We start from the raw sequence: 10,858 nt of genomic DNA, 5'->3' as shown, positions 1-10,858 counted from the left end.
CAAAAGTACACTCTCGCCAAGCAATTCCCTTGCGCGGTAATGAAAACATTCAACGCGACTGAAAAAGTCGCTCGCGTCGTTTTCCTCTCAGCCCTAAAGGGACTGAGTTTCACACTTGCCGAGAGTTTTTATGAAAGTAACCCAGGAAAAACTTCCAGCCAGCCAAATTGGTTTGGAAATCGAAGTGCCATCAGAAAAATCAAAACAAGCTTACGAGCAGGTAATCAAACAATTCGCTCGCGAGGTCAATATTCCTGGGTTCCGCAAAGGCAAAGTTCCCCGCCAAGTTTTGCTGCAACGCCTAGGTCAGACTCGCTTGAAGGCGACGGCTTTAGAAAATTTGATCAACGACTCGCTGCAAAAAGCTCTCGAACAAGAAAAAATTCAAGCAATTGGCAGTTTTGAACTCCGCAGCGAGTTTGAGGAATTGCTAGAGAAGTTCGATCCAGAACAGCCTCTGACTTTTTCGGCTAAGGTAGACGTACAACCCGAAGTAAAAATGGGTCAGTACACAGGCTTGCAGCTTCAAGCAGAAGAAGTTAAGTATGATGAGGCTCAGGTGGATGAGGTACTGGCAAAATATCGATCGGACAAAGCTACTTTAATCCCCGTAGAAGGGCGGCCGGCTCAGTTGGGAGACGTGGCTTTAGTTGATTTTGCCGGTAGATTTGCCGAAGCAGCAGAAGGCGAAACTCCCGCAGAAATTCCCGGCGGCGACGCAGAAGACTTTCAAGTAGAACTGTCAGAAAATCAGTTTGTACCAGGCTTTATCCAAGGCATGATGGGAATGAATTCGGGAGAAACCAGAGAAGTTTCTGTCCAGTTCCCTCCGGAGTACAGCAGTGAAGAACTGGCGGGAAAACCAGCAGTATTTACGATTACTCTGAAAGAACTTAAGGAAAAAGAATTGCCAGAGTTAGACGACGACTTCGCCCAAGAAGTTAGCGAGTTTGAAACTTTAGCAGAACTGCGCCAATCCCTAGAAACTCGGTTTAAAGCAGAGCAAGAAAACAAGATATCGGCTAACAAGGAAAAAGCTATATCAGCCGCGCTAGTGGATCTAATTGATGTAGAAATTCCCGAAACAATGCTCGATCGCGAAATCGATTACTTGCTCAACCAACAAGCCATGCAGTTAAAAAATTATGGCATAGATATCAACCAACTGTTTACCGAAGAAAATATCGGGCCCATGCGAGAACGCTCGCGCCCGGAAGCAGTAGAGAGACTCAAGCAGTCTCTAGCCCTAGCAGAAGTAGCGAAGCTGGAATCTTTGTCTGTGGATGACGCAGAATTAGTCGCCGAAGTAGCAAAAGTCAGAAAGCAGTTTCCGAAAGGAGATTTTGACCCTCAAAGATTGCGGGAATTTGTAGCAGAAGACTTGCTGAAACAAAAAACCCTGAAATGGTTGGAAGAAAAAGGAACAATCGAACTCGTACCGGAAGGTTCTCTGACTCCCGCAGCAGAGGAATCAGAGCCCGAAAATGCTCCAGAAGCAACCACCGTTGAAGTGGAAGTCGTAGGCGAAGAGTAAAACTTTCTAGTTTTGCTCTGCTTCGAGAAACTACCAGTTTAGGGTGCGCGACGCGCGCACCTTATCCCTAAAACTAAGGTCGATCGGGTACATTAAAGCACATCTTAGGGAGACGGCACTGTCGTCTCCCTACTTGGTTGTGATTCACAGATTAGAGAAAAACCCGGTTTCTTTATCGGAGTCGGTAAATCCTGCTTGGGGCCAGAAACCGGGTTTTTTCGAGAATAGTTGGTTGTGATTCACAGATTTAGGGAAAAACCCGGTTTCTTTATCGCAGTCGGTAAATCCTGCGCGCGGGGACAGAAACCGGGTTTTTTCGAGAATAGTTGGTTGTGATTCGCAGATTTAGGGAAAAACCCGGTTTCTTTGTCGGAGTCGGTAAATCCTGCGTGGGGGCCAGAAACCGGGTTTTTTCGAGAATTTTTCGTTGTGCTTCGCAGATTTAGGGAAAAACCCGGTTTCTTTATCGCAGTCGGTAAATCCTGCTTGGGGGCCAGAAACCGGGTTTTTTCGAGAATTTTTCGTTGTGCTTCGCAGATTTAGGGAAAAACCCGGTTTCTTTATCGCAGTCGGTAAATCCTGCTTGGGGGCCAGAAACCGGGTTTTTTCGAGAATAGTTGGTTGTGATTCACAGATTAGGGGAAAAACCCGGTTTCTTTATCGCAGTCGGTAAATCCTGCTTGGGGGCCAGAAACCGGGTTTTTTCGAGAATAGTTGGTTGTGATTCACAGATTTGGGGAAAAACCCGGTTTCTTTGTCGGAGTGCGTCCAAGACAGGAGCCATTCACCAATTAATTAACAATCCCCCAATCTAAAATCTAAAATCTAAACTCATACCTCATTTATCGGAGAAAGGCTATAAGTCTTTTGACTCATTCACTCCGCCACCGTGGCGCTAAGTACAAAGCAATCTCACTCACTCAAAACTCCCATTCCCCACATCTGGGTTCAGAAGAGGCATAATAGTTAAAAGCTGGCGGCTTAATTTCAAGCTTTCATCAGCAGTAAATTGTCTAGAATCCTTGACTGGTGTCTTATGGTGGTATCTCAATCTTCCAATTACCTAATTACAAGCTATAACGATTTTGATGTCAGCTCTAGCCCCAGCAATGTAGTACCGATGGTACTAGAACAGTCGGGGATGGGTGAGCGGGCCTTTGACATTTACTCGCGCTTGCTGCGGGAGCGCATTGTGTTTTTAGGAACTCCGGTAACTGACGAAGTGGCTGATTCGATCGTAGCTCAGCTACTGTATCTAGATGCCGAAGATCCAGAAAAAGATGTTCAAATGTACATCAATTCCCCCGGCGGCTCGGTGACGGCGGGTATGGCAATTTATGACACAATGCAGCAAATCCGCCCGGATGTGGTGACTATTTGTTACGGTTTGGCTGCGAGTATGGGCGCATTTCTGCTGACAGCAGGAGCTCACGGTAAACGGATGTCTCTTCCTAGTTCCCGGATTATGATCCATCAGCCGCTTGGAGGCGCTCAAGGTCAAGCAGTAGATATTGAGATTCAAGCCAAAGAAATCCTCTATCATAAGCGTAAGCTGAATCAATTGTTAGCGCACCACACGGGTCAACAGATCGACAAGTTAGAGGCTGATACTGAGCGCGACTTTTTTATGTCAGCCGATGAAGCCAAAGATTACGGATTGGTCGATCGAGTTATCGAAAAAGAAAACCTTCCGGCTGCGGGAGAAAACGTCACTGCACTGAAATAAGAGGCTGTTATGTCTAAGTACGACTCCCATCTAAAATGTTCGTTTTGCGGCAAGTCTCAAGAGCAAGTACGCAAGTTAATCGCAGGCCCAGGGGTCTACATCTGCGACGAATGCGTTGATTTGTGCAATGAAATTTTAGATGAGGAGTTGTTCGATTCGAGTACAGTGCCCGCAGCGGCGGCGGTTCCCAAGCAGGAAACTACCCAGAAGCGCCGCGCTACCTCGGGCAAAAGTATGTCGATGAGCCAAATTCCCAAACCGAGGGAAATTAAAAATTATCTCGACGAAAATGCGATCGGTCAAGAGGAAGCGAAAAAAGTCCTCTCGGTAGCAGTTTACAACCACTACAAGCGCCTCAGCTTTATCCATGCCAAAAATAGCGGCAAGCACCCGCCAGAAGAAGTAGAACTGCAAAAATCAAATATTTTGTTAATCGGGCCCACAGGCTGCGGCAAAACTCTCTTGGCTCAGACTTTGGCGGATATGCTGGACGTGCCGTTTGCGGTGGCTGACGCGACGACGCTGACGGAAGCGGGCTATGTCGGGGAAGATGTGGAAAATATTTTGCTGCGCCTGTTGCAAGTGGCAGATATGGACGTGGAAGAGGCGCAGCGCGGAATTATTTATATTGATGAAATTGACAAAATTGCCCGCAAGAGCGAAAACCCTTCGATTACGCGGGATGTTTCTGGGGAAGGAGTGCAGCAGGCTTTGCTGAAAATGCTGGAGGGGACGATCGCCAATGTACCACCCCAAGGCGGCCGCAAGCACCCGTATCAAGATTGCATCCAAATTGATACCAGCAATATTATGTTTATTTGCGGCGGCGCTTTTGTCGGCCTGGACAAAGTGATCGAGCAGAGAACGGGTAAAAAGTCAATGGGTTTTATTCAGCCGGGAGAAGCTGTGCCGAAGGAAAAGCGGGCCGCCGATGTGCTCAGGCAACTGGAACCAGACGATTTGGTAAAATATGGGATGATTCCAGAGTTTATCGGGCGGGTGCCGGTGGCCGCTGTGTTAGATCCGTTGGATGAGGCGACGCTGATGGCGATTTTGACTGAGCCACGCAATGCTTTGGTGAAGCAGTATCAAAAGCTGCTAAAAATGGATAATGTACAGTTAGATTTTGAGTCGGATGCGATTCGGGCGATCGCCCAAGAGGCATACCGCCGCAAAACTGGAGCGCGGGCGTTGCGGGGAATTGTCGAAGAATTAATGTTAGATGTGATGTACGAGTTGCCGTCGCGGAAGGATGTGACGCGCTGTACGATTACTAAAGAAATGGTTGAGAAGCGATCGACTGCCGAATTGTTGGTGCTTCCATCTTCGCTACCAAAACCAGAGTCAGCTTAAAAGCACGAGTTTTCACTCAATAGGTTCGTAGTGAGGACTTCAGTCCTTCTTTCTCATGACTTAAGTCCTCACTTAGTTTCGTAGTGAGGACTTCAGTCCTCTGGTTAGTAGTGCGGACTGAAGTCCTCACTACTAACCTTAGAAGGACTGAAGTCCTCACTACTAACCTTAGAAGGACTGAAGTCCTCACTACTAACCTTAGAAGGACTGAAGTCCTCACTACTAACCTGTTTGATGCTTTGAATTTCAGTGGATATGATTTTACCTAAGTTTCACCAGCTATGGAATCTCGCATTCAAACATACCTGCGTTTTGCCGCCAGCCAGCAGCGCGACACCGAACGCATCGGCCCCTTCCTCGCTACCTTCAGCCGCCACAGCGCCAACCCTTATCTCAACTATGCGATTCCCGACGACGGCGCCACACCCTCCCTCGCCGATGTCAACGCGCTAATCGCTGCGTACTCTGGGCGCGGGCGAAAGCCGCGTTTGGAATATGTCGCAAAACTAGCGCCCGCTGTCGCAGAAGCCCTGATATCTGCCGGTTTCACCGTTGAGGGACGCTTACCGCTGATGATTTGTACTCCGGGCTCGGAACAATTGCTTCCTATCCCCCCGGAAATTGAACTAATTTTGCCAGTTTCCGACGAGGAACTTTTCGGTACTGTGGCTGCACAAAATGAGGCTTATGGAGAAGCTGCACCCAGCCCTGAAGATGTTAACAGTCTTCGCGAAAGTCTCGCAGCAGGCGGGCTCGCGGTACTCGCCCGCGTCGCAGCAACGGGCGAACCAGCAGGCGCTGGAGTCTGCACTCCACCCCAAAATCAGACGACAGAAATCGCCGGGATTGGCGTGCGCGCTGATTTTCGGCGGCGCGGTATCGCAGGGGCTTTGACAGCGCGGTTGCTGCGAGAGGCTTTCGATGCGGGTGTTGAGGTGGCTTTTTTGATGACGCTACACGAGCAGGAATTTCGAGTTTACAGTAGAGCGGGATTTCGGGCGCGAGGCGAAATCTTGCACATTTCCCGGACGCCCAACTAATACCAATTTTTAACTCGTAAAATATGTGAGGTACACAGAACAGGTAGGGACTCTGGAATGTACCCCATAAACCTGCAATCTGCGGTAAATTGCGGTTACTCTAGTCCGAGTGAACGTATTCGCACAGCAATTAACCCGATCGCTCGACAGTATTCCAGTTACCAAGTCATAGCGGGCGATCGCAAATCATCCGAAATGCAACTAATTTTAATACAAATAATGGCACTCGTCGCACCCACTACATATTATTTTACCTGGCACTTTCGCAATTTTGATTGCCTATTGCGAACTTTCCCTCGGAATGTCAAACAATCTTGTTTGTCAGCCTGGAAATGCTTTGTTGAAGATTAATTTATTGGCTCGCTCTGGTTCTCCATTTTGATGTTGAGTTCCCTAAATCTTAAGTTCGGATCGACCAGATGACTTTGCTGATTTGCTGGTGTCGAGTTAGGGCTTATGACTGAGTACGCTTTTCTTATAAGTTGTCCGCAGCGACGAACTAAGCGATCGCAGTATATATGTTTCAAATCGTTTTTCCTAGACAACAATCTTAACCCAAGCCTATGGGCTTATAACTCAGTACGCTTGGGTTAAAACAGTCCTGGGACTAAAACCCTATGCAAAATAGACACGCTCGTTTGCTTTCATCAAACATCGCGTTCATGTATGGCACTCCTCTCTTCGGAAATTCTTAACGCAAGCGTATTGGCTGAGAAATTAGAGTTTTTTTTCTCATAACTGCTACAATATTATGCGATGAAGTTCATGGTCGGTTCCGAAATTATCGGCTGTCTCATTAGCTCTATCTCGCGTGTAAATTTTTCGGTATATTTTAATATCGGCGTAGTAACACACTGGGGCAACTTTCCAAGAAAGCAGTAAGAACGATTTGAGCGAGAGAGATGAGGAAGAAATGTCAGAGCCAACAATTGACTTAACTAACTGCGATCGCGAGCCGATTCAGATTCCGGGGCTAATTCAGCCCCACGGTGTGATGCTGGTTCTCAAAGAACCCACACTCGAAATTATCCAAGTTAGCAATAACACTTCTGAGTGGCTCGGTCAGCAGCCTCAAGAATTGCTGGGCAAATTATTGTCAGAGTTCCTCGCTCCCAAGCAAATAGAAGCGATTTGGCAATGCCTGTCAGAAGGTTTTGAAAGTGTAAATTCGTTAAACATTTGCATCAATTTGCAACAAAAAATGAGCCGTTTTGAGGGAATTGTGCATCGCTATGACAATACGATTATTTTAGAATTAGAACCAAAAAAAAAGTCATATAAAACAGATTATTTAAGTTTTTATCGGGGAGTGAGAGGGACAATTACCAAAATTCAAAAGGCAGCGTCATTACTAGAAATGTGCCGAATTGTGGTTAAAGAAGTCCGGAAAATTACTGGCTTCGATCGCGTCATGATCTATAAATTTGATAGCGAAGGAGCTGGTACCATCATTGCTGAAGATAAATCGGATTGGGGGCCTACCTATCTCAACCTGCGTTACCCGAGTACAGACATTCCCCAGCAAGCGAGAAACCTCTACACTCTCAACTGGCTGCGCCTGATTCCAGATGTGAATTACCAACCCACAGGGTTAACTCCTGTCAATAACCCCACAACCGATCGACCCCTGGATCTTAGCCATTCAGTGCTGCGGAGCGTATCGCCCGTTCACATCGAGTATCTTCAAAACATGGGCGTCACTGCTTCTATGTCGATCTCGCTGATACAAGACGGCCAATTGTGGGGACTGATAGCGTGCCATCACTCCTCGCCGAAGTATATTTCCTACCATGTGCGAACGGCTTGTGAGTTTCTAGGACAGGTGATGTCGCTAGAACTAGCCACCAAGGAAGCGAACGAAGATTGGGACTACAAAATGCGTTTGAAGTCGCTGCAAACCAAGTTTATAGAATCAGTATCCCAATCCGAATACTTTCTGGATGGGATAGTAAAACTGCAATCAAATTTGCTAGAACTCGTCGGTGCGTCGGGAGCCGTGGTTTGCTCGGGCGAGGGCTGCATTCACGTGGGCCAGACGCCTCCAGAAGAGGCTGTGCCTGCCCTGTTAAACTGGCTAAAACATCAAATTGACCAAAATAATCTGTTTTACACCCGATCGCTGTCTGAGGTTTATCCAGCAGCAAAGCAATTTCAGGCAACTGCTAGTGGGTTGTTAGCCCTGGAAATTTCTAAAGTTCACAGCAATTACATTCTCTGGTTCCGTGGGGAAGTGATTCAAACTGTGAGCTGGGGCGGCAATCCCCACAAACCAATAGCAGCTTTTAACGATGATGGTAGTGCGCGATTGTCTCCTCGCAAATCCTTTGCATTGTGGCAGGAAAATGTCAATGGCTGTTCGCTACCCTGGAAAGCTTGTGAAATCGAATCTGTTGCCGAAATGCGGAGTCTGATTGTCGGCGTGATTCTCAAACAAGCCGACGAACTGGCAGCCATTAACATTGAACTCAAACGCAGCAACGACGAATTGGATTCTTTTGCCTATATTGCTTCCCACGATCTCAAAGAACCACTGCGAGGAATTCACAATTATGCTAATTTCCTGATGGAAGATCACGCCGAGGTGTTGAATCAGGACGGGATTGGGAAGCTGGAAACCTTGGTGCGGCTTACCCAGCGCATGGAAGATTTGATTAACTCGCTGTTGCACTTCTCCCGTCTGGGACGGGCCCAACTCTGCCGCGAAGTGGTGAATTTAAACGATCTCGTGCAACAGGCTACCGCCACGTTGAAGATGAGCCAACCGCAGAATCCTGTGGAGTTTCGCCTGCTGCGCCCGTTGCCCGCGATCGCCTGCGATCGCACTCAAGTCAACGAACTGTTGATCAATCTGCTCAGCAACGCCAGCAAATACAACGACAGCACCGAAAAATGGGTGGAAATCGGTTTTATTGAACCCGAGCCAGCACCAGAATCCCAAATGCCCGATCGCCAATCCCCGATCTTCTACGTGCGCGACAACGGTATCGGGATTTCCACAGAGCACCTAGACAAGATTTTTCAGATTTTCCGGCGGCTGCACGGACGGGACGAGTACGGTGGCGGCACTGGGGCAGGGTTAACCATTGCCCGAAAAATTGTGCAACGACATGGCGGTCAAATCTGGGTTGAATCTACAATCGATCGAGGCAGTACATTTTACTTCACGCTGCCACAGGAGGTAAATCCTTGACTAACACCACAACGCTGACTGCCAGCAAGGCAAATCCATCTCTACTAATTGTGGAAGACAGTGATGAGGATTTTGCAGTGTTTATGCGATTTCTGCAACGCTCAGGCCTGCCGATCCCGATCGAACGCTGCGTCAAAGGCGAGGAGGCGCTAGCGTTTCTGAGCCACACCGGCAAGTACGCTAATGCCGATCGCGCCCCCCGTCCCGCGATGATTGTCCTCGATTTGAACTTGCCTGGTATTGACGGGCGGGAAGTGCTGCGCCGGCTCAAAAAAGACGTTAACTTAAAAACAATTCCTGTGGTGGTGTTTACGACATCAAACAACCCAAAAGATATTGAAACTTGTTATCAACAGGGAATTTACAGCTACATTATCAAACCGATTGATTTTAGCCAACTCAAACAAGATGTCCAGAGAATCTTGGATTGTTGGTGCGAAGTCACTAACCTTTCCATTTCTTCAAATAGGTAGTTGTCAGTAACTCAGCCCTAAAGGGACTGAGCTTGTAAGAGAAATCGAGCAAGCTGTGCTGACCAGCCTAAGACCTTAGAGGTCTACGTTATTTGAGTCACGACACCAGGTGAATGCGAAGCTAGTTTCCTGCTCTGTCATCTGCAATTAAACAGTCTTAAAGTCACTCTCGACAGTGTTGCAGGTTTAAAAAGCTCCTATAACATTGACCGACAAGCTAACATTACACGCAAGTGGAGGGACACAACAATGTCCAACTTTATTTTCGTACTTGATACAAACAGAAAACCACTCACACCTTGCAAGCCGTCAATAGCTCGTAAGTTATTGGCCGCCGGTAAAGCGGCTGTTTTCAGAAGATTCCCGTATACCATTATTCTTAAGAAGGCGGTAACAGCAACCATCGAATCAATCTCACTCAAATTAGATCCAGGATCAAAAACCACTGGCATCGCTTTACTGCAAGGCGAAAAAGTAATCTTTGGCGCTGAGCTAACTCATCGTGGTCAAGCTATCAAAGCCAGTCTTGAATCCCGTCGTTTACTGCGCCGAGTTCGTCGAAATCGTCACACTCGTTACCGCCAAGCGCGTTTCCTAAATCGTACTCGTAGAAAGGGTTGGCTAGCGCCATCTTTGCAGCACCGGGTAGAAACAACTTTAACTTGGGTCGATAAATTACGCAGACTTGTACCCTTAAGTAGTATCGCGATGGAACTGGTTCGATTTGACCTCCAGCAACTAGAGAATCCTGAAATCTCTGGTGTTGAATATCAGCAGGGCGAATTACTTGGATACGAAGTTCGTGAATATCTGCTCAATAAATGGAACAGAAAATGTGCTTACTGCGGTGCTGAGAATTTAGCGTTGCAAGTTGAACACATTCATCCCAAAGCAAAAGGAGGTAGCAATCGGATTTCTAATTTGTGCCTAGCTTGCGAGAAATGTAATCTCAAGAAAGGTACTCGGGATATCAAAGATTTTCTGTCTAAGAAGCCGGACTTGCTCAAGCAGATCATGGCGCAAGTTAAGCGTCCGCTCAAAGATGCCGCTGCTGTAAACTCGACTCGATGGGCGTTGTTCAACCGACTCAAGCTAACAGGATTACCTGTCACGACAGGTTCCGGTGGGCAGACAAAATACAACCGTACTAGATTAAAACTACCCAAATCTCATTGGCTTGATGCTGCTTGTGTTGGTGAACTTGAATCCTTGTCCGTGCTAACAAGTAAGCCACTGCTAATTAAGGCGACTGGACATGGGACTCGTCAAATATGTCGCACAGACAAGGTTGGCTTTCCATCTCGTTACGTGCCTCGAAGTAAATTCGTAAAAGGTTTTCAAACAGGTGACATCGTAAAAGCAGTTGTTACCAGTGGCAAGAAAATTGGTGAATATGTTGGTCGGGTTGCAGTTAGAACAACGGGTTCGTTCAATATCTCAGCATCAGAATTGGTGCAAGGGATTAGTCACAAATACTGCAAAATAGTTCACCATAAAGATGGTTACAGCTACTCATTTTGAGATTGAAGATTCAAGGCGGTT

The 10,858-nt window shown here is 47.2% G+C and carries 7 protein-coding genes; all 7 read left to right on the top strand.

The window, feature by feature from the left end; all coding sequences use genetic code 11:
* The first annotated feature begins 130 nt into the window (after window positions 1-130).
* The 7 genes from tig to iscB all read left to right on the top strand — a co-directional run bounded on the left by tig (window position 131) and on the right by iscB (window position 10,837).
* On the top strand, window positions 131-1,534 hold the full coding sequence (gene tig, locus QZW47_RS17665; RefSeq protein WP_293129146.1) for a trigger factor: 1,404 nt from the start codon (window positions 131-133) through the stop codon (window positions 1,532-1,534).
* A 1,036-nt stretch (window positions 1,535-2,570) separates the two neighbouring features.
* Window positions 2,571-3,260, top strand: a complete 690-nt coding sequence (clpP, locus tag QZW47_RS17660) for an ATP-dependent Clp endopeptidase proteolytic subunit ClpP (protein WP_293129144.1) — start codon at window positions 2,571-2,573, stop codon at window positions 3,258-3,260.
* Window positions 3,261-3,269: 9 nt separating this feature from the next.
* A complete protein-coding gene (gene clpX / locus QZW47_RS17655) occupies window positions 3,270-4,613 on the top strand; it encodes an ATP-dependent protease ATP-binding subunit ClpX (protein ID WP_293129142.1) in 1,344 nt (447 codons plus the stop codon).
* A 281-nt stretch (window positions 4,614-4,894) separates the two neighbouring features.
* On the top strand, window positions 4,895-5,653 hold the full coding sequence (locus QZW47_RS17650) for a GNAT family N-acetyltransferase (RefSeq protein ID WP_293129140.1): 759 nt from the start codon (window positions 4,895-4,897) through the stop codon (window positions 5,651-5,653).
* A gap of 913 nt (window positions 5,654-6,566) precedes the next feature.
* Window positions 6,567-8,843 (top strand): ATP-binding protein, encoded by a 2,277-nt coding sequence (locus tag QZW47_RS17645; protein ID WP_293129138.1) that lies wholly within the window; start codon window positions 6,567-6,569, stop codon window positions 8,841-8,843.
* Window positions 8,840-9,316 (top strand): response regulator, encoded by a 477-nt coding sequence (locus tag QZW47_RS17640; protein WP_293129136.1) that lies wholly within the window; start codon window positions 8,840-8,842, stop codon window positions 9,314-9,316. Before QZW47_RS17645 ends, QZW47_RS17640 begins: the two co-directional genes overlap by 4 nt.
* 249 nt (window positions 9,317-9,565) lie before the next feature.
* On the top strand, window positions 9,566-10,837 hold the full coding sequence (gene iscB / locus QZW47_RS17635) for an RNA-guided endonuclease IscB (RefSeq protein ID WP_293129134.1): 1,272 nt from the start codon (window positions 9,566-9,568) through the stop codon (window positions 10,835-10,837).
* Window positions 10,838-10,858: the final 21 nt, after the last annotated feature.

This window comes from Microcoleus sp. bin38.metabat.b11b12b14.051 (assembly GCF_013299165.1).
Lineage (GTDB): Bacteria > Cyanobacteriota > Cyanobacteriia > Cyanobacteriales > Microcoleaceae > Microcoleus.
The sequence above is the reverse complement of the archived record's forward strand: the minus strand, read 5'-3'. Positions and strand labels throughout refer to the sequence as shown.

Bases quoted from the DNA above. Each gene is read 5' to 3' on its own strand.
- QZW47_RS17645 (WP_293129138.1), top strand. From the start codon at position 6,567: ATGTCAGAGCCAACAATTGACTTAACTAACTGCGATCGCGAGCCGATT.
- clpX (WP_293129142.1), top strand. From the start codon at position 3,270: ATGTCTAAGTACGACTCCCATCTAAAATGTTCGTTTTGCGGCAAGTCT.
- QZW47_RS17650 (WP_293129140.1), top strand. From the start codon at position 4,895: ATGGAATCTCGCATTCAAACATACCTGCGTTTTGCCGCCAGCCAGCAG.
- iscB (WP_293129134.1), top strand. From the start codon at position 9,566: ATGTCCAACTTTATTTTCGTACTTGATACAAACAGAAAACCACTCACA.
- tig (WP_293129146.1), top strand. From the start codon at position 131: ATGAAAGTAACCCAGGAAAAACTTCCAGCCAGCCAAATTGGTTTGGAA.
- clpP (WP_293129144.1), top strand. From the start codon at position 2,571: ATGGTGGTATCTCAATCTTCCAATTACCTAATTACAAGCTATAACGAT.